Origin of the sequence: Peribacillus sp. NPDC097295 (genome assembly GCF_044761665.1) — a bacterium.
Lineage (GTDB): Bacteria > Bacillota > Bacilli > Bacillales > DSM-1321 > Peribacillus.
On sequence record NZ_JBIWCW010000016.1, the window covers coordinates 46,808 to 73,164 of the forward strand.

Below are 26,357 nucleotides of genomic sequence, written 5' to 3' on the forward strand. Positions count from 1 at the left end.
TGTGTAAATTGACAAAATATTATGAAGAATATGGTAATATTGGTATAGGACTTTATACTCTTAATTGACAAAAGATGTAAGGATGATGGTTAGGGACAAAGAAGATATAAAACGACTTGGGGGATGCTACATGAAATTATCTGTATCAAAAAAACTATGGGGTAGTTTTTTGTCTTTGCTTTTATTTTTATTGGCCATGGGGGCTGTCTATTTATTGATTATTAGTCATTTAAATAGCCAGTATAAGTTATTATTGGATGATCGTGTGAAAAAGACCCAGCTTGTAGATGAACTGATCATCAATCAGCAAGATTATTCCAATGATATCCGTGGGTATATGATTTATGTAGATTCTAAGTATTTAGAAGGAAGATCAGAAAAAAATGATTTATTTGAAGAACGATATAAAGAATTAGGAAAGAAAATTAATCTTAAAGAAGACCGAGTCCTATTGGAACAAGTATATAAATCGAAACAGGAATATACGGATCTTGCAGAGGAAATAATCTTGAACGTGCAGAAGGAGAAAAATCAGGAAGCATTGGTTATCGCGAAGCAGGCAAGTGTACTGGAAGAAACGATCATCAATTTGGCAACACAGTTAAGTGAGAACCAAAAAGTGTATATGAAAGAGAAACGCAAGGAGATAGATATGTTGGTGAAGGACATGCAGCTCATCATCACGTTGGTCATCATCGGAGGGTTCGTACTTAGCATCGTTATGCCGACTATCTTGAGCCGTAGTATTTCCCTTCCTGTTCGGAAGCTTACAGATGCAATTGGACAGGTTGCAGGCGGTGACCTCCAAGTGGAAGACGTACAGGTTCGAAACAGAGATGAGATTGGGGAGATGGCCGGCGCCTTCAATAAGATGGTCAAAGAACTGAAGTCGATTGTGGCGAGTATGAGGGATTCCTCGACACAGCTTGCCGTCCAAGCAGAACAAATGTCGGCGAGTTCCGAGGAAAGCCTGGCATCTTCGGAGATGGTCGCAACAACGGCAGAGGATAATATGCAGGGAACGAATCAGCAGGTTGTCATAATCGAGGATTCAGTCAATTCCATGAATGAAATGGCTGCAGCGGTAGGAAGGATTACAGAGAGTAATGTCGACATGCTTCAATCGGCTGAAACGGTGAATTCGCTCGTGCAAGAAGGTGCGTCCAGCATGAATGCCGTGACAAAGGAAATGAATAATATCAACGCTACCATTCAAGATTCAGCGAGCATCATGGAAGTGATGGCGAGTCATTCAAGTGATATTCAAAGGGTGACAGCTTTGATCACGGACATTTCCGATCAAACGAACTTACTCTCCTTGAATGCGGCCATCGAGGCTGCCCGTGCTGGTGAGCATGGAAAAGGTTTTGCTGTAGTGGCTGATGAAGTCCGGAAACTGGCTGAGCAATCGAAACGGTCCGCTTCCGAGATTGCAAACATGGTCTGTATGATTCAAGATGCTACCAAAAAAGGCGTTGAATCCATCAAGATCGGAACCGAGAAAGCGGTAGATGGACTGGTGGCTTCTGAAAATTCATTACAGATGTTCGAACAAATCAAAGTTGCAGTCGGAGAGGTAAGCGAACGGGTGGAATCGGCATCCATTGCTATCGATGAAATTCAAGCGATGACCGAAGAAGTGGCAGCAGGTTCCTTATCCATCAAAGAAATTGCGGTCTCGGCTGCCGAACGTGCCCATGATACCAGTGCAGCAACCGAAGAACAGTTGGCTGCGAATGAACAAATTACCACTGGGGCCCAATCACTAGCATCCTTGGCTGAAAGGCTGCAAAAAGAAGTGAGTCATTTTAAGATTTAAAAATAGGATCAGTACCCGAACGAGGATTATTATCTCGTTCGGGTTTTTTCTTGATAGACACGAAGGTGATGAATCAGTAGATAGAATAGAAAGGCTAACAGCATAGCGCTGCCATGATAAAAAAAAGGACCATGCGAATTTCGCTTGGTCCTTTTGTATCCTAGGTTATGCAATTGGTCCGCCAAGTTCTTCAATTTCATTTGGTACGCTACCGAATTTTTTAAAGTTGGCACGGAATTGTGCTGCCAAGTCTTTTGCTGACTCTGTATACGCAGCAGGATCTTCCCACGTCTTGATTGGTTGAAGCACTTCGTCAGGAACACCAGGAACATGAAGCGGAATGTTCAAGCCGAAGATATCGTCTTTAATGGTTTCGATGTTGGCCAATTCGCCCTCAAGTGCCGCTTGGATCATGGCACGAGTGTAAGCAAGCTTCATACGGCTTCCAGTTCCGTACGCTCCGCCAGTCCATCCTGTGTTGACCAGGTACACTTTTGCATCATGCTCGTCGATTTTTTCCCCGAGCATTTCAGCATAGCGTTGTGCAGGAAGTGGTAGGAAAGGTGAACCGAAGCATGTCGAGAAGGTTGCTTCAGGAGACGTCACTCCTCTTTCTGTACCAGCCAATTTACTAGTGTATCCGCTCAAGAAGTGGAACATGGCTTGCTCTTTAGAAAGTTTGCTGATTGGAGGCAGTACGCCGGAAGCATCAGCTGTTAAGAAAATGATGGTATTCGGGTGTCCCGCGATGCTTGGATTCACGATGTTGTCAATCGCTTGCATTTGGTATGCGGCACGCGTGTTTTCCGTTAACGAGCTATCATCGTAATCCGCTTCGCGTGTATCGGGATCTACCACTACATTTTCCAATACCGCGCCGAAACGAATGGCGTCGAAAATCTGTGGTTCCTTTTCACGTGAAAGGTTGATGGTCTTTGCGTAGCACCCACCCTCGATGTTGAATACACCGTTAGAAGACCAGCCGTGTTCGTCATCACCGATCAGTTTACGGTTCGTGTCGGCAGATAAAGTGGTTTTACCAGTACCGGACAATCCGAAGAATAAAGCGACATCGCCTTCACGACCTACGTTTGCCGAGCAATGCATCGGAAGGATTTCTTCTTCCGGAAGTAGGTAGTTCATGATGGAGAAAATCGATTTTTTCATTTCACCTGCATATTCGGTTCCGCCGATCAGGATCGTACGGCGTTCGAATGAGACCATGATGAACGTTTCGGATTTAGTCCCGTCGACTTCTGGATTGGCTTTGAAATTAGGTGCTGAAAGGATCGTGAATTCTGCTTCGTGCCCTCTCAATTCCTCTTCGTTCGGACGGATGAACAAAGTATGAGCAAAAAGGTTATGCCAAGCATATTCATTTACAACTCGGATGGGAAGGCGTGATGATTCGTCCGCACCAGCGAAGCCTTTGAACACAAAGATTTCTTCTTTAGCTTTTAGGTAGTCCACTACTTTGCTATATAGTTTATTGAAGACTTCTTCGGAAATCGGCTGGTTCACTGGACCCCAGTCAATTTTGTCCTTTACGGAAGCTTCTTCTACAATATATTTATCTTTAGGTGAACGGCCCGTGTATTTGCCAGTTTCAGCTTTTACTGCGCCAGTTGAAGTTAAAACGCCTTCATTTCTGCTTAATACTTTTTCAACTAATTGAGGAACTGAGAGCTGAGTTTGCACATTATTCCCTGCTAATAATTGGTGTAACTCATTAACGTCAACAGAATTCATATATGAGATACCATCCTTTGTATAAGTTTTATATTACAATTAGTATAACACATTAGATTAAATAGTCTATACTATTTAATCGTTTTTTGTGAATGATTAGAGATTAGTCACAGTAATCAATTTTTTTATTTATATGAGTAACCTAGTGTTTAATGCCGGCATATACTTGCAGTGAGTCATCCTGGATGATGGTCAACAGAAAAGTTGTATCAACAGGAAGACAATCTTATGGTAGTCAATCTTGGTTGTGAGAAACGAATGCCGCCGTAAAAAAATGGGGTCTATCTTGGATTAACGAAAATTTTCATTTATATAGGAAGAAACGAAGTGAAGGACCATATATGAAAAGGAAAAAGGGATAAATATATGGTTTCAATCGTGCTCGTGCTTTTGACCGAGTTATCCACCGATAGTCTATGGTCTGGCCTTCCAGTCTATTCTCTTTAAGAATACTATTTATAGATCGGCTATGCCATAAAAAAAGTTTTTTTATTTTTTCAATGGGGAAAATGTTCTTTTTAGAAAAACATTGACAAATTCAGGCTAAATGCGATAGTATCTAAAATTGTACGGATTCTCTTATCCCGAGTTGGTGGAGGGACAGGCCCTTTGAAACCCAGCAACCTGCCATATTGAACTTGGCCCAAAGATCAATCGCCGAAAATAAAGCGATGATTCTTCAAGGAATTGTGGTGATGGTGCTAACCTGAGCAAGGTAAAAACCCTTGAACGATAAGAGTGAAAGGATAGATGATAGAATTTTTAAACCTTTCCTCATTACCCAGGGAAGGTTTTTGTGTTTTTTTCATGAATTCTGTGTCTATGATTGAAACTAATAAGGGAAACGAGTTCCGTAAAAATCAGGCTTATGCCTACAACATACTAACTTCCAAGGAGGAAATAAGATGTCAAAGAAACGTCTATTTACTTCTGAATCTGTTACAGAAGGCCATCCGGATAAGATTTGTGATCAGATTTCAGATTCCATTTTAGATGCTATCCTTGCTAAGGATGCAAATGCACGTGTAGCGTGTGAAACAAGTGTAACGACAGGTCTTGTGCTTGTTGCTGGAGAAATTACAACATCGGCTTACGTGGATATTTCACGTATTGTCCGTGATACGATTGCAGGAATCGGATATACGCGTGCGAAATATGGTTTCGATGCCGAGACATGTGCCGTACTAAGCTCGATCGATGAGCAGTCTGCTGATATAGCAGCGGGCGTTGATAAAGCACTGGAAGCACGTGAAGGCACGATGTCCGAAGAGGAAATCGACGCAATCGGCGCAGGGGACCAAGGTCTTATGTTCGGATTCGCGTGTAATGAAACAGAAGAGCTTATGCCACTTCCGATTTCATTGGCACACAAGCTTTCCTTCCGTCTTTCTCAAGTCCGCAAGAATGATACCCTTAGCTATTTGCGTCCTGATGGTAAAACGCAGGTAACGGTTGAGTATGATGAGAATAATCTGCCTGTACGTGTAGATACAATCGTAATCTCTACACAGCATGACCCTGAAGTGACACTTGAGCAAATTCAAGCTGACTTGAAAGAACATGTCATTAAAGCGGTTGTACCGGCTGACTTAATCGACGAAAACACGAAATACTTCATCAACCCGACTGGCCGTTTCGTAATTGGTGGACCACAAGGGGATGCAGGTCTTACTGGCCGCAAGATCATCGTTGATACGTACGGCGGATACGCTCGTCACGGCGGCGGTGCTTTCTCTGGTAAAGATGCGACAAAAGTTGACCGTTCTGCGGCATACGCTGCACGTTACGTTGCGAAAAACATCGTGGCTGCCGGCCTAGCTGATAAAGCGGAAGTACAATTAGCATACGCAATTGGCGTGGCTAAGCCTGTATCGATTTCAATCGATACATTCGGCACGGGAACAGTAAGTGAAGAAGTATTAGTAGAACTGGTGGAAGCGAATTTCGACTTACGTCCTGCTGGTATCATCAAGATGCTTGATCTTCGTCGCCCAATCTACAAACAAACAGCTGCATATGGTCACTTCGGCCGTACAGATGTTGACTTGCCTTGGGAGCGCACGGATAAAGCTGAGGCTTTAAAAACACAAGCACAAGCGTAAACCATAATAAAAAGGGTGCCTTGCATTTTGCGAGGCACCTTTTTTGATGGAGTAAAATAGGATTAAATATGTTTACCTAGGGAATAATTCAATGAATCCTATTTTAGTGAAGGTCACTTAATCCGTTCAGCCTGTTTATAGATCTGCCCTTTTTCCGCGTATTCCCGGACGATTCGATCCATATCGCGGCGATCTTCATCAGTGATCTCGCGAACGACTTTGGCTGGGCGTCCGAACGCTAACGTGTTTGGCGGGATCACTTTTCCTTGGGAAACAAGGCTACCTGCACCGATGAAGGCACCTTCACCAATTTCCGCACCATCCAGTATGATGGAGCCCATACCGACAAGAGCCCCTTTACGAATCTTGCAGCTATGTAGGATCACTTGGTGGCCAATCGTCACTTCGTCTTCGATTATTAATGGGTTATTGGGGCTTTGGTGAAGGACACTATTATCTTGGACACTTACTCTTTTACCGATGATGGTAGGAGCTACGTCACCACGTATGACCGTATTGAACCAAATCGTTGATTCATCTCCAATCTTTACATCGCCAGTTACGACGGCATTTTCAGCAAGATAAGCGCTCTCGGCAATTTCCGGTTCTGTATCTTTGAATGGATAAATAATCAATTTTAATCATTTCCTTTCCGAAGTGGATAATTTTACTGTATTATTTTAATATACCGTATCAAAATAGGCTTGGCTAATATTTGAAGTAGCCAACTTATTCGGCTTCGTTTTTGTCGAAAATCATGAAGATGGTTATAATTTATCATATAGATTATTTTTCATTCAGCATGGAACGGATACAACTAGAGAAAAAGTGAAAGGGGGATTTCGAATGTGGAAATGGGAGACGGACGGAGACGCTAAAGGTGTCATCGTCATTATTCATGGGGCAATGGAACATCATGGCCGTTATAAGTGGTTAACCCAAATGTGGCTTTCAGCCGGATACCATGTCGTCATGGGTGACCTTCCTGGGCAGGGGATGACTACTCGCGCCTTCCGAGGGCATATCGATTCCTTTGACGAATATTTAGAAGAAGTAAAAAGCTGGATAGAAGATGCCTACGATTATTCTCTTCCTGTCTTTTTATTAGGACATAGCATGGGTGGTTTGATTGCAATCCGTCTGCTTCAGGAGGAAGAATGGGATATTGCGGGGGTCATTTTATCATCGCCATGTCTCGGCCTGATGACGCACCCGCCCAAATATTTAACTGCCCTTTCACACGGGATGAATATCGTAATGCCTAAATTCCGGGTGGATTCTGGGTTAACTCCCCAAATGGCGACAAGGAATTCGGAAATCCGTGAATCGGATACGAATGATACATTATACATTACCAAGGTTTCTGTTCGATGGTATCGCGAGCTTGTACAGGCTATGAAGGATGCTTTCGAAGAAATACCGGAGTTCCAAGATGTGCCTTTCCTGCTGATGCAGGGCGGAGATGACAAGGTTGTCAACAAGAAAGCGGTCCGTGAGTGGTTCAATTATAATTTGGCCAGCGAAAAGCAATACAAGGAATGGCCGAAGTTATATCATGAAATTTTCAATGAACCGGAACGGGATGATGTCTTTCAATATGCACTCAGTTTCGTTGAAAACCGGTTGAAGATATTGGGGTATGTCGTTTAAAATGGTTCGAATCAGGAAAGAGGTGCAACTTGCGCCTCTTTTCTGTTTGTTTTAACGATTACTACGTGGTCGTTATTAGGTTTTGAAGTTTTTCCATTACCCTAGATAGAGCTAACAATGAATGAGTTGTCTCGAATTCCCCGATGTCTAAATGATGATCAGCATTTGGGACAATCTCAATGCTTAGATTAGAGCTATCTAATTGATCGATCTGATTCGAATGATAGTGGGGGTCTTTGTCCCCGATAACGAGAAGTCCTTGATGTTCACTGTTTAAGAGCGATTCGAAAATCGATTCGACCTTTAACAATGGAGTAAGTAAAATCATTTTTGAATGTAAGAACTCTTCTCTATTCAGCAGGACATTTGCAATGGGAATGGTTCCAAGGGATTTACCTAAGAATATTGTGTCGTTATATTCACCATTTTTAAGCACATTCAAAATGACAGGGTCAATATCATCCATCATTTTCTTGGATATTTCTTCAAGAGATTTTTTGAGAAAGTGTTCCCCATAGGAGTAATGGACATGGATGATATCGATTTTATTTTGAAGCATCGTCATCGTTGCATAATAAAATAAGGGTTTATCATAATTGTATCCTGAACCTGAAAACATAAAACAAATGGTGTTCGAACCTGTTTCAATATGTGTATAGCTTATGGATTTATCGTTGGTTTGTATTTTCTTTTCATGTACCTTCATTCAATTTCCTCCGTTATAAATAAGCAATAAAATTCAAGGTTTAATTTCCTCCGATTTTTAGTTAAAGATTAAAAAAATTCCGTCTATTTATGAAAGATACCACCGTTACATAACAGTGGTACTGTATTATCTCTTTTCTATTGCAATCAGGAATGGAGGGGAATGGACTTGGTTTATGAAGTCGTATTTCAGCACATGGGCTTTTTGCTGAGACAGGTTCTGTACGTATTGCATTAATGCGTCCCGTTCCACTTCGCCTCCTGGATGTCCATGATAGATGACCAGGACAATGATGCCCTCTGGAGCCATCATTTCGAATAGCCTAGTAAGTGAGGCGATTGTCGTATCAGCTTGAGTGATGATCGATTTATCTCCTCCGGGCAGATAGCCAAGGTTGTAGATGGCCCCGGTGATCTTTCCTGCATGTTCCCCGGAAATATACGTATCGAGCTGCTCATGTCCACCGTGGACGAGCGTGCATTGTTTCTGTAGATGTTCCGTTTCCAATTTATCTGCGGTATTGTGAATGGCTTGCTCTTGAATGTCGAAACTATAGACATGGCCGGTTTCGCCAACCAATTTGGCGAGAAAGGCGGTATCATGTCCGTTACCCATCGTGCCGTCGACGGTGATGTCCCCGGGGTGTACGGCTCTTTCAAGGAGCAGCTTCGCAAAAGATAGCACTCGATCCAGCTTCATGGTAAGGGTACCTCCTTGGATTGATAATGTTTTCCCTGCCAGCTGTTCCGATGTTTCAGCTCGGCGTCGATGGCATTCAGGACATCCCACTTATTGACGCTCCACATCGGTCCGATCATCAAGTCGATGGGACCATCTCCGGTAATTCGATGAACAATCATTTCAGGGGGGATGACTTCCAACTGGTCGCATACAAGTCTTACATAGTCGTCGCGGTCGAGGAATTCAAGCATTCCTTTTTCATATTGCTTGACCATCGGCGTTCCTTTCAAAAGGTGAAGCAGGTGGATCTTGATTCCCTGTACATCAAGCTTCGCGACTTCACGTGCGGTTTCCATCATCATGCCATAGTCTTCCTTGGGAAGGCCGTTGATGATGTGGGTACAGACACGGATCCCGTGTTTACGCAGTTTATCGACACCTTCTTTGTAACAAGTGAAATCGTGGGCACGGTTGATTAATTCCCCCGTTTCATCATGGACCGTCTGCAGGCCAAGCTCGACCCAAAGGTAGGTGCGTTCGTTCAGTTCCGCCAAATATTCGACTACATCATCCGGAAGGCAATCCGGGCGTGTCGCGATGGAAAGTCCGACCACTCCTTCCTGGGTGAGGACGGTCTCGTACTTTTCACGGAGTTCTGCGACAGGGGCGTGCGTGTTCGTGAACGCTTGGAAATAGGCCATATATTTGCCATCTTTCCATTTATGATGCATTTTTTCACTGACTTTCTTAAATTGGACATCGAGTGGTTCGACGCGATTGCCAGCAAAATCCCCGGAGCCCGCGACACTGCAGAAGGTACATCCGCCATGGGCGACGGTGCCGTCACGGTTCGGGCAGTCAAAGCCACCGTCAAGTGCGACCTTGAAGACCTTATGGCCAAAGTGATTGCGTAAATGGTAATTCCAGGTATGATACCTTTTGTTATCCGTTGCATATATAAACGGGTTTGCTTGGTCCATATCAGCAACCTCCTAAGTGTAATAAAGCACAATCTATAGTATACAACATTCTGGCTAACAGGTCTTTTTCTGAAAAAAGAAGCGTATAATGTATCTTGAAGGTTAATTTTAGATAGTTAAACAGATGGTTGACCGTGTATCTAAATCGAGTCGGGAGCTGATGAAAATGACCGTTCAAGTAGAAGAAGTCATCAATCAAATGAAAAAGAAATTAGCAGATAATAACCAGGTGCTGGAAGTCAATGATAATGGGACTGTATTCAAAGCAACCTGTACCTTCAATTCTCCTGCCTCGGACGACCAAATCCTTGCCTTTGAGGAAAAGACCGGTTTGCTGCTGCCCGATGATTATAAAGCGTTTTTGAAGATTACGAATGGGTGCCGCCTGTTCGATCATGTGGAACTTGGGGGCGAAAATGATATATATAGCCTCGAGGATATCATAAATTATACGTACGAAGAAGATTACGAAGGTTGTTTTAAGGTTGCCTGCATTTATCAAGATAATATCGTCATCCATGGAGAGGACGTTTCCAATGGCAAGCAGGACTATATCATGGTAAAAGGGCATATTGATGATTTCGAGGAAAGTAAGCCGCTTCATATGAGTTTCAGCGAGTGGCTCGATCAATTCATTTCCCGTGAAGGGGTAAAGTTTTGGGATAAGTGAAATAAAATGATAATCCTCCCGTTAGTTGTTCAAACTAATTGAGATGATATTACGTCATCCAAATGAACGTGAAGGAGAGGGTTTGAAATGGCAACTAGACAATCCGTTGGTCAGTTATTAGAGGAATGCGAAGGGGCTCTCCGATTTGCAGATTATGAATATAACGAAGCATCAAAGCTGGGCCATTACAGTGATGACGAATTCCAGAAGTCGCAGCTTTATGTCGAAGAGGCGTTAACGGATTTGGACAAAATGTATGGAAGTGCGAATGCCCAGCAACGGGATATGCTTCAAAGGATGCAACAGCAATTGAATGATATCAAGAATGATATGATTTTATTGCGCCATTAAGGATGGATGTGGGGGCTATGGATGCATAGCTCCCTTTTTCAATGGCACGATTTTCAACAAGTATGCATATATAATGAAAAAACTGGTGATAATGTTGTTGACCGGCTATTGCATTTATCGGTAAAATTGACTAGAATGTAATAAAATCAAATATTCTTATAAAGACTAGGAAGAGAAGTAGTAGCGATTAGAGCCAGTTTAGAGAGTTGACGGATGGTGCAAGTCAACCTGGAATGATTGTGAACTCGTCTTGGAGTCACAGGTGTGAAGCATTAGTAATGCCTGGCGTCTAAACCACGTTACGGAACTTTTAAGCTGGGCGATTTTTGTTGTTATCGCCAATGTGGGTGGTACCGCGGGAAGATATACATAATCCTCTCGTCCCAATTTGGGATGAGGGGTTTTTTATTGTTTTTTCATACGGAAAATAGGAGGAAGTCTAATGAGTTTTGAACATAGAAGCATAGAAACGAAATGGCAACAGTATTGGGAAGCGAACAAGACGTTTAAAACGGGTGAAGATAGCGGCAAACGTAAATTTTACGCGCTTGATATGTTCCCATATCCATCAGGGGCGGGTCTTCATGTTGGGCATCCGGAAGGCTACACGGCGAGTGATATTCTGGCACGGATGAAACGGGCACAAGGGTATAATGTTCTTCATCCTATCGGTTGGGATGCGTTCGGTCTTCCAGCAGAGCAATACGCGATCGATACGGGGAATGACCCAGCGGAATTCACGGAGCACAACATTAACACATTCCGCCGCCAAATCAAGTCGCTTGGTTTCTCTTATGACTGGGATCGTGAAATCAATACGACGGACCCGGAATATTATAAATGGACACAATGGATTTTCTTGAAATTATACGAAAAAGGCCTTGCGTATATCGATGAAGTCGCTGTGAACTGGTGCCCGGCACTTGGTACGGTTTTAGCGAATGAAGAAGTCATCGATGGGAAAAGTGAACGTGGCGGACATCCGGTCGAACGCCGTCCAATGAAGCAGTGGATGTTGCGCATCACCGCTTATGCAGACCGTCTAATCGACGATTTGGATGATGTGGATTGGCCAGAAAACATCAAAGATATGCAACGCAACTGGATCGGCCGTTCTGAAGGGGCTGAAGTGACGTTCACCATCGATGGATTCGATGAATCATTCACTGTCTTCACGACACGTCCGGATACTTTATTCGGTGCCACATATGCCGTTCTTGCTCCAGAGCATCCTTTCGTGGATAAAATCACGACTTCCGGACAACGTGCTGCCGTTGACGCTTATTTAGATGAAGTGAAACATAAAAGTGACCTGGAAAGAACGGACCTTGCAAAAGATAAATCAGGCGTGTTCACGGGTGCTTATGCAATCAATCCGGTCAATGGCGAAAAGATGCCGATCTGGATAGCCGATTATGTATTGATCAGCTATGGAACGGGTGCCATCATGGCGGTTCCCGCTCATGATGAACGTGATTATGAATTCGCGGTCAAATTCGAATTGCCAATCAAGGAAGTCGTGGCTGGTGGAGATGTGACGAAAGAAGCCTATACGGGTGACGGACTTCATGTGAACTCCGGATTCCTGGATGGAATGAATAAAGAAGAAGGCATCACGGCCATGATCAAATGGCTGGAAGAAAAAGAAATCGGTACGAAAAAAATCACTTATCGCCTTCGTGACTGGTTGTTCAGCCGCCAACGTTACTGGGGTGAGCCAATTCCAATCATCCATTGGGAAGATGGCACGATGTCAGCACTTAAGGAAGAAGAACTTCCATTGCTTTTACCTAAGGCAACGGACATCAAGCCTTCAGGAACGGGTGAATCACCACTTGCGAACATCACGGATTGGGTGAATGTCGTCGACGAAAACGGACGTAAAGGCCGTCGTGAGACGAATACCATGCCACAATGGGCAGGTAGCAGCTGGTACTTCCTTCGTTATATCGATCCGGACAATACGGAAGCACTTGCCGATCCGGAAAAATTGAAAGAATGGATGCCGGTCGACATTTATATCGGTGGTGCCGAGCATGCCGTGCTTCACTTATTGTACGCGCGCTTCTGGCATAAATTCTTGTATGACATCGGTGTCGTACCAACGAAAGAACCGTTCCAAAACTTATTCAACCAAGGAATGATCCTTGGCGAGAACAATGAAAAAATGAGTAAATCAAAAGGAAATGTCGTGAACCCGGATGACATCGTGGAAAGCCATGGTGCGGATACGCTTCGCATGTACGAAATGTTCATGGGGCCATTGGATGCATCCATTGCCTGGTCGACAAACGGATTGGACGGTTCACGCCGATTCCTTGATCGCGTCTGGCGTTTACTTGTCAATGAAGATGGTACAATGACGGATAAATTGGTCGAAACGGATGACAGTGGTAAGCTTGAAAAAGTGTATCACCAAACCGTCAAAAAAGTGACCGAGAACTATGAAGAATTGAAATTCAATACGGCGATTTCACAGCTTATGGTCTTCATCAATGATGCCTACAAAGCTGAAACGCTTCCGAAAGAATATATCGAAGGCTTCGTGAAATTGCTTGCACCAGCTGCACCGCATATCTCAGAAGAACTTTGGTCTAAGCTAGGCCATTCTGAAAGTATCGCGTACGGAACATGGCCTGCTTTCGACGAAGCAAAACTCGTCGATAACGAAGTGGAAATCGTTATTCAAATCAACGGAAAAGTCAAAGCCAAACTTATGGTGCCGACTGATACGACAAGAGAAAAACTAGAAGAAATCGCAATGGGCGAAGATGCCATCAAAGAACAGATCGATGGCAAAACCATACGTAAAGTCATTGCCGTACCTGGCAAATTAGTCAACATCGTCGCAAACTAAATCAATTATCGAAGAGCTGCCCCACATGGAATGTGCCGGAGCGGCTCTTTTTTTGTATTGTCTTTGGGAGGGGCGCATTTTATATCGATTTATAAATTTGTTCTATTATAGGCTAGGCTCTATGTTAACAGAGAATGAAAATATGTATTTTTATGGTAATATATAATAAAAAACAAGGAGACCATATCTATGGGAAAAGTCTATTACGTTGAATTAAAACATTATTCGAATGAATATTTTGATGTACTAAATTCCTTTGAACTTCCTGAAGAACAAGGGCAGTTCACAGCATTGCCACGTAAGATTCTAGAGGTGAAAGAAGGACAATATCGTATTGTTATTTTGAGTGAGAATGAACCCGTAGGTTTCTTTTTATTACATTCAACGGAACGGGTGAAGGAGTACTCGGATAATCCGAAAGCTATGCTCTTAACTGCATTATCCGTTAATCATGCAAAGCAAGGAAATGGTTATGCTAAACAAGCGATGCTCTTATTAAGTGATTTTGTTAAATCTGAATTTCCTTACTGCGATGAAATCATTTTAGTTGTTAATCATAAAAATGTTCCTGCTCAGCGACTGTATTTAAAAGTAGGTTTTAACGATACAGGTAAGAGAAAAATGGGTCCTATTGGAGAACAGCTTGTCATGAGTTTGTCGTTGGAGAATACGTAACTGTTCATCTTTCGGTAGTCAATCTGTAATAAAGAGGTAGAAAAATATAATCGGGAGCATCGGCATAAAAAAGGATCTTCGCTGACGATCCTTTTTTATGCCGATGCCATTTGATTATGGACCCATCCGCAAAAGGACAAGCTCAAACAACTCTTACTACTTTTGAACTCTTGCATCCAGTGAAGAAAGCCGTCGTCGATATAATTCCATAACCACAGAGTGTAAGAAGGCGATAGTCGATATTTGGACACATATTAGTCGAATATGGAAGGGTTCGAGAATAGTGAAGGGAACTGAAATTGAGAGGACCTTGTATAGGACGGATTTTCTAAATGATAGATGCGGATTAGCTAATATAATGATGAATAGATTCTTTTGGAATTAGTGCGATTTACCTGTTTATACCTTGAAATCTACCAATAACAAGATATTGCCAAAAAAATGGTTGATAATATTTAACAGTGTGATAATTTGGTATAGTAATGTATTTTTAGCATTTTTAGGAGGGTGAATATTGAACGTTAAAAGGGTAAGTAGATTTACAGTATGTGTACTTATATTTTCACTTATTTTTGGTTTGATGATTCCACAAAAATCTCAGGCTGCAACAGGTGAAACTTCTATTGAAGAAGCAAAAACGATTAAAAATGGTGACACTTTAGAGGGGAAATTTGAAAATGTTGGTACTCAATGGTTTCAAATTACACCAACGAAAGAAGAAATAGAAAAATTCTCTCATATTGAGTTTGAAGTTAATTCTGATCGGATCCTCAATATTTCTGTTTATGCGGATAAAGAAAAAGCGGAAAATGATGAGGGGAATTATTGGACTTCTTCTTATCCTGACGAAAAAGCTATTGTTGATTTTCCTTATGCTTGGGAAGGTCCGTATTACGTTAAGGTTGAATACTTTGGGGAAACGGATGATGAAGGAAATCCGTTGCCAGAAGAAAATAATAAGGCAACCTATTCAATTAATGCTCATTCTGTAACCTTGGCTCCTACATATGGAGAAGAAGATGAATCGGAATCTTGCTCGGTTGAGATAAGTGTGACGGATAAAAAATCAGGGGAATCCATGCTTAAGACGATTCGGGAGTTTAGAGACGAAGTTTTGGCAAAGTCTTCTGAAGGACGCAGTCTATCATCTTTATATTATAAAACATCCCCATTCCTTGCCTTTCATATAGTAAGCAATAAAACTTCTAAAGAAGAGGTTTATAATAATCTAGTTATTCTCAAACCTCTTATTGAAGAGATAAATGAAAAGGGCGAAAGCAGTACGGCCGTTGTAAGCAATAAACAACAAGAAGCGATTAATGCTTTGTTCAAAAAGACAAAAGATGTCGCTCCATCCGGTTTAAAAGATGAAATGAACACTATTGCCAAGAAAGTAAATCTTGATCATCTTGCCGGTGAGCGGGTCGTTGATATCGCAAGCAAGATGGGAATTACTCTTCCGGCTTCTAAAAGCACAGATAACAAATATATCGTGAAGCTTAAAAAAGGAAAGTCACTGAACTCTGTCCAATCCCAAGTAAAAGGAAAAGGATATGGAACACTTTCCGTAACTAAGAAACAAGAAGCCCTGTTTGATGATATGTATGTAGTGGAGCTAGACAATCAAGCAAAAATGAGCACAACAGCTCTCTCGAATATCGAAAAACTCCCAGAAGTGGAATATATCGAAAAAGTCACAAAATACAAAGCTCTATCAAATGACATCCAATCACCATACCAATGGTCATTAAATAACCTCGGTGGCGAAGATGGAATAAAAGGCGCAGACATTGATAACGAAAAACTACAGAATCTTTTAAAGAAGCGCACACTTAAGGATACATTAGTAGCGGTAGTCGATACAGGTGTCGATAATACGCTGGCGGATTTAGAAGATGCAGTTCGTATGGATTTAGGGAAGAACTTCATTAATAAACAAGCAAATGCTATAGATGACAATGGTCATGGTACCCATGTTTCCGGGGTCATTGCTGCAAAACCCAATAATGGCTATTCCATGCAGGGAATTAATCCATCGGCTAAGATCATGCCGGTTAAAGTGCTAGATTCCTATGGTTCCGGTGACATGGAGAAAATCGCTTTAGGGATTAAATATGCTGCGGACCATGGAGCAAAAGTAATAAACCTAAGCCTAGGTGGCGGCTACAGTCGGACCATTGAATATGCCCTGAAATATGCATCGGAAAAGAATGTCATGGTTGTGGCTGCTAGCGGCAATGACGGAATTGACGAGATGTCATATCCTTCTACTTCTAAATACGTCATTTCTGTCGGTGCTACCAACGCCCTTGACTTAGTATCGGATTATTCAAGTTTTGGTGCAAAGTTAGATATAGTTGCTCCAGGAACGGCTATTCCGAGCTTAGTGCCGAATGGTAATGTAACGTATATGGATGGAACATCGATGGCTACTCCTCATGTAGCTGCGGTTACTGCATTGTTAGTATCACAGAATCCTAGTTTGAAATTAAGTGATGTAAAAGAGATTCTTCATGAAACATCAGAATACGTCGCTTTTAAAGAAGAAGATAATGTAGATCCCTATGGTGAATTAGAAGAATTATATGCCGAAGAAGGAATAGAGGACGTAAAGGATGTACTTCCAGTTGTAGAATTACCTGTTGGAAAAGATTTAGTTTCCGGGTATGGCAGACTGAATGCATTTAGTGCACTTAGTAAAGTGGATCTAAAAGCTAAAGTCAATCCAATTATTGATACGCAAACAAAGATTACAGGATCAGCCAAAAAAGGTTCTACCATCGAAGTGAAAAAAGGAAAGAAACTACTTGGGAAAACGACTGCATCAGCAAATGGCTCTTTCAGCATTAAAATCCCAGTTCAAAAAGCTGAACAACGCCTTAGCGTAAATATCTCTGATTCCACCAAATCAGCGGTCGCTTCCATTAAAGTGTTTGTGAAGAAGGGGGAAACTCCTAAAGCACCAACTGTAAAAGCCGTAAGTGATAAAGATACGTATGTAACGGGAAAATCACAAGCGGGAATGACGATTTCCATCAAAAATAGCGCCAAAAAAGTAATCGGCAAAGGCAATACAGACAGTAAAGGGATTTACAAAGTAAAAATCAGCAAACAAAAAGCAGGCACAAAGCTTTCCGCTACAGCTACAGACGTGGCAAAACGGGAAAGTAAAGCAACGAAAGTGACTGTACTGGATAAAACGGCGCCAAGTGCACCGACAGTAAATAAAGTAACAGACAGATCGACAAAAGTGACCGGTAAAGCGGAAGCGGGATCGACCGTTACAATCAAGTCTAAAAACAAGAAAGTCGGATCGGCCAAAGCTGATAAAAATGGGAAATATACCGTGAAAATCAGCAAGAAAAAAGCAGGAGTTAACTTGTATGTCTCAGCAAAAGATAAAGCGGGCAATACAGGCAAAGCAACGAAAGTAACCGTGAAGAAGTACCAAAAGTAAAAACTTAACTGAAACGGCATGTTCCTTGTTAGAAACAACTAACAAGGAACACGCCGTTTTTTTCTTGAATCTTTAATAGGATGACAACAAAAAAGCCTATCAAAAGTTTTTGATAGGCTTTCAGTATGTACGTGATGAATTAGAATGGAAGAGAAAGAGAATCCTTCAATTCCTGTAAAAGTTCAAGGTGTTTCGCTTTCGAAACATAGATCTTTTCCTGATCTTCCTTTGACTTGTTTAATAAGTCCGTCTCAAGTAACACGACTTGCCCATCCTCAAAGAAAAACACACTAAACTTGTTGTTCTCATCCTTGGTTAATTGAAAAAAATATTTGGTTTCTTCTACCATAGCCATGGAGTATTCTAGCAATTCAGCTGGGTCATTATTCTTTTTCACTTCAATCTTATCCACTTTGTCGATGAAGGTCCTGATATCTTTTGGTTCTGTCATAACTTTGTGTTGATCCAAACTGGGATCATCTTTTTTTGTAAATAGTACGGAAAGCTCTTTGTAACTATCCTGATTAGGTATGTCTAGCTTAACGGACTCAGTATTCTCTTCAGTTTGTTCTTCAGTTTGTTCTTCAGGCTGCACTTTCTCTTCGGTTTTGTTCTCTGTCTTGTTTTCTTCCGATTGAACTTTGGATACCGTTTCTTCTTTCTCTGAGCCACAGGCACTTAAGAATAGAGAAAGGGACAAACTAAAGACAATCATTTTTAAGAGTTTCATTCAATAACCACCTTTCAGTCTACTATTCTACCATAATTGGATTAATATTCCATAAGCGAAAAGACGGAAAAATAAAAAAGGTAGACAGACAAAATCGATGCGTCCGCCTACCTTCTTTTTATTCATAATTGGGACAGTGCTTTATTGGCCAGATTTACATCGTTTTGGAGGATTTTGTTGAAATCATACGCTGGATACAGGCCTCTTTCATATAGGTAATTGAAAATTTTAGCATGATTATCGATTGCGCCGTTCAAATGCTTCTTAAATACTTTACGTAGGGAAGGGGTCGCCGTTTCCGTTATCGCAGTCGCGTAATTCTTGACGGAGGATTTAGCCAGGCCGAGCAAATCTCCGGCTGCCAGTGCCGATGCATCATCCCTGATTTCCTCTCCTTCATATATTTCATCTTCCATTTCTTCCACTGTCCGATTGACATCGGGCGTCAAAGGATAAAATTGAAGCAATTCCATGAGGTTTTGCGTAAGGGAATTGATCATTTGCTTATAGAGCGTTTTTAAAATCGGGTCCTTAATTTCCGGGTAGGCTTTTTTCAATTTCATCAGGGCATTGGCCTGTGAAGCTACCAATTCATGAAGCTCAAGTGTTTCATGCCAAGCAAGATGTGAATGAGTGGGTTTCATTTTTAATACCTCCTGAACATAGTGTCCCGATACTGTATTCAAGAGGTGGGCTTTTCGGAAGTTATCCCATTATTGCGAAAATATTATTGATATTGCTCTAGCCGGTTGAAGAATTTTTTTACAAACTCGTAAAATACCTTTTCAGAAGGTGCCAGCTCTCTATTTTTTGGGGAGATGATCCCGACTGTCCGCTTGACCGAAGGCGTTTCTATGGGTATTTTGACGGTCATTCTTGGTACGATTTCATAGAAGGTGCTATCCGGCAACAGGCTGACTCCAATTCCGGCCGATACGAGCCCTTTTATGGAATCCATGTCTTCCCCTTCTGACGCAATGTTCGGCGTGAACCCGGCCTGTTTACAGGCTTCGATGGCAATGGTGTTAAGGACGTAACCTTTAGGGAATAGCACAAAAGGATCATTCCGCAGGTCGCTTAGGCGCAGGGTCTTTCTTTCCGCGAGCGGATGGGAGATGGGAAGTAGGGCGGAAACATTTTCAGTGAATAAGATATGACCCTCGATATCGGGATCCTTTGTAGGGACCGGTCCGAGGAAGGCCAAGCCGATTTCGCGGTTTTTCACTGCCTCCATTAAGTAGGAATAGGAACCTTGTTTTAAATGAAACGAGATATTAGGCTGCTCATCTTTAAAGGCGGAAATGACAGTTGGCAGCAGATAGGTGGAGAGGCTTGTCGGAAACCCGATTTTGATCATCCCATGTTCGGGGTCCAGGAATTCCTCGATTTGATATTTGGCATACTCAATCGCCTTGATGGCCGTTTTAGCATGGATCAAGAATATTCTTCCGATCGGAGTTAATTGAATGTTCCGACCAATTTTCTCAAATAACATGACTCCCAGCTCTTCTTCCAGTCTAGCAATCTGGCGACTGATGGCTGATTGGGCTATATGTAAGTGTTCGGCGGCTGCAGAGACATGTTCTCTTTCAGCCACTTCGACGAAATAACGTAATTGGCGTAGTTCCATTTGCTCACCTCCATCCATCTATCTCAAAATGAGATAGATTTATGCTTAATTATATATTGTTTATATTGATTTGAAAACCTAGAATAATATGTAAGTGACATAACGGTGTAAGAAATAAGAGGGGGGAAACATTATGACATACAATCAAATACCAAAAGCACAAGGTCTTTACCGTCCGGAATTTGAACATGATGCATGTGGGATCGGTTTATACGCTCATCTAAAGGGGCTAGCTACACATGATATCGTCAAACAAGGACTGCAGATGTTGTGCCAATTAGATCATCGCGGCGGACAAGGGAGCGATCCTCTTACAGGAGATGGAGCAGGATTGATGGTGCAGATTCCTGATAAGTACTTTAGGCTTGCTTGCCCGGAAATGAATTTGCCGGCAAAGGGCCGCTATGGTGTAGGCATGCTCTTTTTTTCCAATGATGATGCGGAACGGAATGAGATTGAAACACGTCTAAATTCCTTAATCGAACAAGAGGGTCAAACACTTCTAGGCTGGAGAACGGTTCCTGTAGACGTGGCGAAAATCGGAAATGTCGGCAAAGAAACGTGCCCGACGATCCGTCAGGTGTTCATCGGTGCCAGTGAAGACGTTACGGAAGACTTGGCTTTTGAACGCAAATTATTCATCATCAGAAAACAGGCGGAAAACTGGGCGCGTGAACGCGGAAACCGTTTTTATTTTGCCAGTCTTTCAAGCGCTACGATCGTTTACAAGGGATTGTTGACACCGGAACAAGTGGATGCTTTTTATCTTGATCTGCAGCATGAGGATTTTTTGTCGGCTTTCGCTTTAGTGCATTCCCGCTTTAGTACCAATACATTTCCTAGCTGGGAACGGGCCCATCCAAACCGCTACTTGATCCATAATGGCGAGATCAATACGCTAAGAGGGAATGTAAACTGGATGAAAGCACGTGAACAGCAGTTCGTTTCGGAAGCTTTCGGGGATGATTTGCAAAAGGTCCTTCCTATCTTGGATACGGACGGAAGTGACTCATCCATTTTGGATAATGCACTTGAATTCTTCGTCTTGGCAGGTCGTAAACCGGCACATGCAGCGATGATGCTGATTCCTGAACCATGGACGGAAAACCCGCATATGACGAAGGAAAAGAAAGCTTTTTACGAATATCACAGCATGTTGATGGAGCCATGGGATGGTCCGACGGCCATTTCGTTCACGAATGGGAAACAAATCGGGGCGATCCTGGACCGTAACGGATTAAGGCCAGCCCGTTATTATGTGACCAAAGATGACTACATCATTTTCTCCTCGGAAGTCGGCGTAATCGAAGTCGAGCCGGAAAATGTATTATATAAAGAGCGCTTAAGCCCAGGCAGAATGCTTTTAATCGATTTAGAGGAAGGCCGGATCATTTCGGATGAAGAAATCAAATCCGAAATGGCAAAGGAACAACCGTATCAAAAGTGGCTGGATGAACAGATCGTGCAGTTGACGGACGAAGATCAGCCGGTCGATGTGGAACCTTTATCCGATTTGGTTTTCCGTCAAAAAGCGTTCGGCTATACGTATGAGGACGTGCAGAAATATTTACTGCCGGTCATTAAAGAAGGAAAAGATCCACTTGGCTCAATGGGGAACGATATTCCTCTAGCGGTATTATCAGATGGTCCGCAATCGTTATTCAACTATTTCAAGCAATCCTTTGCCCAGGTGACCAACCCACCAATCGATTCGCTTCGTGAACAAATCGTTACGTCAACAATGACGTTTCTGGGGGCGGAAGGCGATCTTTTGAATCCGAATGAAAAGAATAGCCATCGCATTCAATTGGATACACCGGTATTGACGCCAGGTCATATGGAACAGCTAAAGAAAAACAACTATCCGGAATTCAAAAGTAGGGTCATCGAGACTTTATTTTCTGAAGATTTGGAAAGTCAGTTGAATCGGATTTGCCGTGAAGCGGAGCAAGCGATAACGGAAGGCATCAGCCTATTGATTTTATCCGATAAAAATATGAACAAAGAACAAGCTGCAATTCCGCCATTATTGGCTGCTAGCGCCCTTCATCAAGAGCTTATCCGCCATGGAAATCGGACGAAGGTAAGTATCATCGTCGAAACGGGAGAGGCAAGGGAAGTTCATCATTTTGCCGCTTTGATTGGATATGGGGTAGACGCGATTTATCCTTATCTTGCATTTGAAACGTATAAGCAGGCGGTTGTGGACGGCAGTTTAAAAATTAGTTATGAAAAAACGGTCAGCAAATATGTGAAAGCCGTGACGGAAGGCATCGTCAAGATCATGTCGAAGATGGGAATTTCCACGGTCCAAAGCTATCGTGGGGCACAAATTTTCGAAGCGGTCGGCATTAGCGCAGATGTAATTGAACGCTATTTCAGCGGTACAGCTTCACAACTTAGCGGGATCGAGTTAGAGACCATCGCGGAAGAAGCGTTGATTCGTCATCAAAAAGCAGTCACTGATCTTTCCGATCAGACACTAGAAGCGGGAAGCGATTTCCAATATAGAGCGAATGGGCAACATCATGCGTTCAATCCGAAAACGATTCATACGTTGCAATGGGCGTGCCGAAAAGGCGATTACCGTCTATTTAAGCAATATTCCCAGTTGGCAAATGAGGAGCGACTTGGATTTTTAAGGAATTTATTCTCATTCAATCAAAAGAACCAAAGTATCTCATTAGATGAAGTGGAATCAGTGGAATCCATCGTACGCCGCTTCAAAACAGGGGCCATGTCGTTTGGGTCTCTTAGTCAGGAAGCCCATGAAACATTAGCGATTGCCATGAACCGTTTAGGTGGAAAAAGTAACAGCGGAGAAGGCGGAGAACATCCAAATCGATATGAAACTGATGAAAACGGCGATAGTCGCCGAAGTGGAATCAAGCAGATCGCTTCCGGTCGTTTCGGTGTGAAGAGCCATTATCTTGTGAATGCCGATGAGCTTCAAATTAAGATGGCCCAAGGAGCGAAACCTGGTGAAGGCGGGCAATTGCCGGGGAATAAAGTATACCCGTGGGTAGCTGAAGTTCGTGGGTCCACACCGGGCGTCGGCCTGATTTCGCCTCCACCACATCATGATATCTATTCGATTGAAGATTTGGCGCAGTTGATCCATGACTTGAAGAATGCCAACCGTGAAGCAAGAATCAGTGTCAAGTTGGTATCGAAGGCAGGTGTCGGCACGATTGCTGCGGGGGTTGCCAAAGGGGCTGCCGATGTAATCGTCATTAGTGGATATGATGGTGGAACGGGTGCCTCGCCTAAAACGAGCATCAAGCATACTGGCCTGCCGTGGGAGCTTGGCCTTGCCGAAGCACACCAGACCTTAATGCTGAATGGTCTGCGCAGCCGGGTCGTCCTTGAAACGGATGGAAAGCTTATGACTGGTCGCGACGTGGTCATGGCAGCGATTCTTGGAGCCGAAGAATTCGGTTTTGCAACAGCTCCACTCGTGGTCCTTGGTTGTGTGATGATGCGTGCGTGCCATTTGGATACATGTCCTGTCGGTGTCGCTACACAAAACCCAGAGCTACGCAGTAAATTTGCCGGAGATCCCGATCATGTCGTGAATTTCATGCGCTTCATTGCGGAAGAAGTTCGTGAAACGATGGCTGAACTAGGGTTCAGGACGCTCGATGAAATGGTTGGCCGCACGGATGTTTTACAGGTGAGTGAACGGGCTCAATCACATTGGAAAACGAAGCACCTCGACTTATCGACACTTCTTTTCCAACCGGAAGGAATCCGTACGTTCCAACATCCGCAAAACCATAAAATCGAAGAATCATTGGATATCAGGGAGATCCTTCCTGCTGTACAGTCTGCCCTAGATGATCAAACCCAAGTGGATGCGAGCTTCCCGATTACGAACGTGAACCGTGTGGTTGGGACGATCGTCGGCAGTGAAGTGTCCAAACGCTATGGTGAGGAAGGGCTGCCGGAAGATACGATTACACTTCGCTTCACGGGATCGGCTGGCCAAAGCTTCGGAGCCTTCATTCCAAAGGGGATGTCGATGTATTTGACAGGTGATGTCAATGACTATATCGGTAAAGGGTTATCCGGTGGAAAACTGGTTGTCACATCTCCTGCTGGTAACCAGATCGAAGCGGGCGACAATGTGATTGCCGGAAATATTGCCCTATACGGTGCAACAAGCGGGGAAGCATACATTAACGGCCGTGCCGGTGAACGTTTTGCGGTGCGGAACAGCGGGGTCCATGTCGTTGTCGAGGGAATTGGCGATCATGGTTGTGAGTACATGACAGGCGGACGCGTCGTTATTTTGGGAGATGTCGGGAAAAACTTTGCAGCCGGCATGTCAGGCGGGATTGCCTATGTCCTTTCGGAGGACGCGGAAACATTCAAGGCCTTATGTAACCCAGAAATGATCGAATTCGAAACGCTTGAAGATAGTAAAGACGTTGATGAAGTAAAAGCATTGATTTCAAACCACCTTCATTATACAGAGAGCGCGAAAGCTTCTTATGTACTGGAGAATTGGGACGATCTTGTAAAAAGGTTCGTTAAAGTCATTCCAAAAGACTACAAACGGATGATGAATAGCATCGAGGAACAAAGGCAAGCTGGTTTATCGAAAGAAGAAGCCTTCATGAGTGCGTTTCAGGCTAATGCCATCCAAGGTAAAAAATCAACCAAACAAGCTGTGATGCTGTAAGGAAGGGGAGAGTCAAATGGGAAAAGCAACAGGATTTATGGAATATCCACGTGAAAAGCCAAATGAACGCAATCCTCTTACTCGATTAAGTGACTGGAGAGAGTATTCCACTTCTTTCTCGGATGGAAAATTACGTACACAGGGAGCGCGGTGCATGGACTGCGCCACCCCTTTCTGTCATGTGGGTATGGAATTGGACCGGGTCACAACGGGTTGCCCGATTAACAATCTGATTCCGGAGTGGAATGATTTAGTGTACCGGGGCAGATGGAAGGAAGCGTTGGAACGCTTGATGAAGACGAATAACTTCCCCGAGTTCACGGGACGCGTTTGTCCGGCTCCTTGTGAAGGGTCTTGTACGGTAGCGATTAACGACCCGGCCGTCGCCATCAAAAGCATCGAACGCTCCATCATCGACAAAGGTTTTGAAAATGGATGGATCACCCCGCGCATTCCGGAAAATCGGACTGGGAAGAAAATTGCCATCATCGGTTCAGGTCCTGCTGGATTGGCGAGTGCCGATCAGTTAAACCAAGCAGGTCATTCTGTAACGGTGTATGAGCGTTCTGACCGCGCAGGCGGATTGTTGACATACGGAATCCCGAACATGAAGCTGGAGAAAGACGTCGTGGCCCGCCGGATCGCCTTATTGAATCAAGAGGGCATCGATTTTGTCTTGAATACGGAAGTCGGAAAAGATATCACAAAAGAAGAATTGCAAGATCAATACGATGCGGTCATCCTCTGCACAGGTGCTCAAAAGCAACGCGAACTGGATATAGAAGGTCGTGAAGCAAAAGGCATTCACCTGGCGATGGATTACTTAACGACTTCGACAAAGAGTTTGTTGGATTCCAATTTTGAAGATGGTAAGTTTTTAAATACGAAGGGCAAGGATGTCATCGTCATCGGTGGCGGCGATACAGGAGCGGATTGCGTAGCGACTGCCCTTCGCCAAGGATGTAACAGCGTCGTGCAATTCGGGAAACATCCCATCCTGCCGAATGCTCGTACGTCCGATAACATGTGGCCAGCCTATCCAAATGTATTTTCACTTGAATACGCGTATGAAGAAGCGGAAGCCAAATTCGGATCAGACCCACGCCAATACTCGATTCAAACGAAAAAAATCGTGGCCGATGAACAAGGCAACGTAAAAGAATTGCATACGATCCAAATGGAAAAAATCAAAGGGGAAGATGGAATCTACCTTTTCAAAGAAATTCCGGGAACGGAAAAGGTGTGGCCTGCACAATTTGTCTTCATCGCCATCGGATTCGAAGGAACAGAGCAACCGCTCCTCACACAATTCGGAGTGGACACAGTCAATCACAAAATCGATGCCGTCTATGGTGAATACAGAACGAATGTCGAAGGCGTTTTCGCTGCCGGTGATGCGAGAAGAGGGCAGAGCCTGATCGTCTGGGCCATCAATGAAGGGCGCGAAGTAGCGAGGGAAGTGAATAGCTACTTGATGGGGGCCGCGGTATTAGCGTAAGAAGTGCTGTTTTTAGGCACTTCTTTTCTTTGTGTGCCAGGCATGGCAACTATCTAGGTGGTGAAAGTCCACTGTGGGGGTACACATCGACCAACCACTAAGGAAGCGCAAGGTACTT

At 43.4% G+C, this 26,357-nt stretch carries 18 protein-coding genes, 1 riboswitch and 1 other annotated feature; of the genes, 10 read left to right on the top strand and 8 right to left on the bottom strand.

Annotated features, from left to right (window positions below; all coding sequences use genetic code 11):
* Positions 1-130 precede the first annotated feature (130 nt).
* A complete protein-coding gene (locus ACIQXN_RS18255) occupies positions 131-1,819 on the top strand; it encodes a methyl-accepting chemotaxis protein (protein ID WP_402969818.1) in 1,689 nt (562 codons plus the stop codon).
* Positions 1,820-1,984: 165 nt separating this feature from the next.
* Here ACIQXN_RS18255 and pckA read toward each other — a convergent pair whose 3' ends face one another.
* On the bottom strand, positions 1,985-3,568 hold the full coding sequence (gene pckA, locus ACIQXN_RS18260) for a phosphoenolpyruvate carboxykinase (ATP) (protein ID WP_402969821.1): 1,584 nt from the start codon (positions 3,566-3,568) through the stop codon (positions 1,985-1,987).
* A gap of 576 nt (positions 3,569-4,144) precedes the next feature.
* Positions 4,145-4,307, top strand: a riboswitch (SAM riboswitch).
* A 166-nt stretch (positions 4,308-4,473) separates the two neighbouring features.
* Between pckA and metK the strand changes: the two genes are divergently transcribed.
* Entirely contained in the window at positions 4,474-5,670 is a 1,197-nt protein-coding gene (metK, locus tag ACIQXN_RS18265) for a methionine adenosyltransferase (RefSeq protein WP_402969824.1), read from the top strand.
* Between the two features lie 113 nt (positions 5,671-5,783).
* On the opposite strand, the gene ACIQXN_RS18270 is transcribed toward metK, so the two are convergent.
* The gene (locus ACIQXN_RS18270) at positions 5,784-6,302 is read right to left on the bottom strand and encodes a gamma carbonic anhydrase (protein ID WP_402969872.1); all 519 of its coding nucleotides are present in this window, start codon (positions 6,300-6,302) and stop codon (positions 5,784-5,786) included.
* 214 nt (positions 6,303-6,516) lie between these two features.
* On the opposite strand from ACIQXN_RS18270, the gene ACIQXN_RS18275 reads away from it, so the two are divergent.
* Positions 6,517-7,320, top strand: a complete 804-nt coding sequence (locus ACIQXN_RS18275) for an alpha/beta hydrolase (RefSeq protein ID WP_402969827.1) — start codon at positions 6,517-6,519, stop codon at positions 7,318-7,320.
* A gap of 61 nt (positions 7,321-7,381) precedes the next feature.
* On the opposite strand, the gene ACIQXN_RS18280 is transcribed toward ACIQXN_RS18275, so the two are convergent.
* The 3 genes from ACIQXN_RS18280 to mnmL form a co-directional block, all read right to left on the bottom strand.
* A complete protein-coding gene (locus ACIQXN_RS18280) occupies positions 7,382-8,026 on the bottom strand; it encodes an alpha/beta hydrolase (RefSeq protein WP_402969830.1) in 645 nt (214 codons plus the stop codon).
* A gap of 126 nt (positions 8,027-8,152) precedes the next feature.
* On the bottom strand, positions 8,153-8,725 hold the full coding sequence (gene mnmM / locus ACIQXN_RS18285; RefSeq protein WP_402969833.1) for a tRNA 5-(aminomethyl)-2-thiouridylate-methyltransferase MnmM: 573 nt from the start codon (positions 8,723-8,725) through the stop codon (positions 8,153-8,155).
* The gene (gene mnmL, locus ACIQXN_RS18290; RefSeq protein WP_402969836.1) at positions 8,722-9,687 is read right to left on the bottom strand and encodes a tRNA modification radical SAM protein MnmL/YtqA; all 966 of its coding nucleotides are present in this window, start codon (positions 9,685-9,687) and stop codon (positions 8,722-8,724) included. The genes mnmM and mnmL overlap by 4 nt, the downstream gene beginning before the upstream one ends.
* 166 nt (positions 9,688-9,853) lie before the next feature.
* Between mnmL and ACIQXN_RS18295 the strand changes: the two genes are divergently transcribed.
* The 5 genes from ACIQXN_RS18295 to ACIQXN_RS18315 all read left to right on the top strand — a co-directional run bounded on the left by ACIQXN_RS18295 (position 9,854) and on the right by ACIQXN_RS18315 (position 17,697).
* Positions 9,854-10,357, top strand: coding sequence for an SMI1/KNR4 family protein (locus ACIQXN_RS18295; protein ID WP_402969839.1), 504 nt, complete (start codon positions 9,854-9,856; stop codon positions 10,355-10,357).
* Positions 10,358-10,444: 87 nt separating this feature from the next.
* Complete coding sequence (locus ACIQXN_RS18300; protein ID WP_402969842.1) at positions 10,445-10,708, top strand: YtzC family protein; 264 nt, start codon at positions 10,445-10,447, stop codon at positions 10,706-10,708.
* Between the two features lie 158 nt (positions 10,709-10,866).
* Positions 10,867-11,097, top strand: a binding site (T-box leader).
* Positions 11,098-11,150: 53 nt separating this feature from the next.
* On the top strand, positions 11,151-13,565 hold the full coding sequence (leuS, locus tag ACIQXN_RS18305; RefSeq protein WP_402969845.1) for a leucine--tRNA ligase: 2,415 nt from the start codon (positions 11,151-11,153) through the stop codon (positions 13,563-13,565).
* A 189-nt stretch (positions 13,566-13,754) separates the two neighbouring features.
* Positions 13,755-14,240 carry a GNAT family N-acetyltransferase gene (locus ACIQXN_RS18310; protein WP_402969848.1) on the top strand — a complete coding sequence of 162 codons (486 nt, stop codon included), beginning with the start codon at positions 13,755-13,757 and terminating at the stop codon, positions 14,238-14,240.
* Between the two features lie 514 nt (positions 14,241-14,754).
* Positions 14,755-17,697 (top strand): S8 family peptidase, encoded by a 2,943-nt coding sequence (locus tag ACIQXN_RS18315; RefSeq protein ID WP_402969851.1) that lies wholly within the window; start codon positions 14,755-14,757, stop codon positions 17,695-17,697.
* Between the two features lie 139 nt (positions 17,698-17,836).
* Here the strand turns inward: ACIQXN_RS18315 and ACIQXN_RS18320 are convergent, their stop codons facing one another.
* From ACIQXN_RS18320 to gltC, 3 genes are all read right to left on the bottom strand, one after another.
* On the bottom strand, positions 17,837-18,427 hold the full coding sequence (locus tag ACIQXN_RS18320) for a hypothetical protein (protein ID WP_402969854.1): 591 nt from the start codon (positions 18,425-18,427) through the stop codon (positions 17,837-17,839).
* A 122-nt stretch (positions 18,428-18,549) separates the two neighbouring features.
* Entirely contained in the window at positions 18,550-19,071 is a 522-nt protein-coding gene (locus ACIQXN_RS18325; RefSeq protein ID WP_402969857.1) for a spore coat protein, read from the bottom strand.
* A gap of 83 nt (positions 19,072-19,154) precedes the next feature.
* A complete protein-coding gene (gene gltC, locus ACIQXN_RS18330) occupies positions 19,155-20,057 on the bottom strand; it encodes a glutamate biosynthesis transcriptional regulator GltC (protein ID WP_402969860.1) in 903 nt (300 codons plus the stop codon).
* A gap of 133 nt (positions 20,058-20,190) precedes the next feature.
* Between gltC and gltB the strand changes: the two genes are divergently transcribed.
* Together gltB and gltD are read left to right on the top strand one after the other, a co-directional pair.
* A complete protein-coding gene (gene gltB, locus ACIQXN_RS18335; protein WP_402969863.1) occupies positions 20,191-24,741 on the top strand; it encodes a glutamate synthase large subunit in 4,551 nt (1,516 codons plus the stop codon).
* Positions 24,742-24,757: 16 nt separating this feature from the next.
* Entirely contained in the window at positions 24,758-26,239 is a 1,482-nt protein-coding gene (gene gltD / locus ACIQXN_RS18340; RefSeq protein ID WP_402969866.1) for a glutamate synthase small subunit, read from the top strand.
* The last annotated feature ends 118 nt before the right edge of the window (positions 26,240-26,357 follow it).